This window comes from Cognatundibacterium luofuense (assembly GCF_018139685.1).
Classification (GTDB): Bacteria; Pseudomonadota; Gammaproteobacteria; order Burkholderiales; family Burkholderiaceae_D; genus Undibacterium; species Undibacterium luofuense.
This window is the reverse complement of the sequence record NZ_JAGSPN010000308.1, coordinates 1-358: the sequence shown is the minus strand read 5'-3', so window position 1 is coordinate 358 and position 358 is coordinate 1. Positions and strand designations below refer to the sequence as shown.

The window sequence follows — 358 nt, the reverse complement described above, 5'->3', positions numbered from 1 at the left end:
ATCGAAACGGCTTATGTCATGCACAAGGCTGGTTTTGAAGCAGTTGACGTACACATGAGTGACCTGATCGCTGGCCGCGCCAATTTACAAGACTTTAAAGGCCTGATCGCCGTCGGTGGCTTCTCCTACGGTGACGTATTGGGGGCGGGCGAGGGCTGGGCGAAAACCATCCTGTTTAACCAAATGATGGCTGAGCAGTTCTCTGGTTTCTTCCATCGTGATGATACTTTTGGTCTGGGTATCTGTAATGGCTGTCAGATGATGAGTAATCTGAAATCCATCATCCCTGGTGCGCAGGCATGGCCTAAGTTTACGCGTAATAAGTCGGAGCAGTTTGAAGCCCGTTTGGCGATGGTGG

General features: G+C 50.8%; 1 protein-coding gene. It reads left to right on the top strand.

Going from position 1 to position 358, the window contains the following annotated elements:
- The coding region (locus KDM89_RS20545; protein WP_212689710.1) for a phosphoribosylformylglycinamidine synthase subunit PurQ at positions 1-358 on the top strand (358 nt) is incomplete at both ends.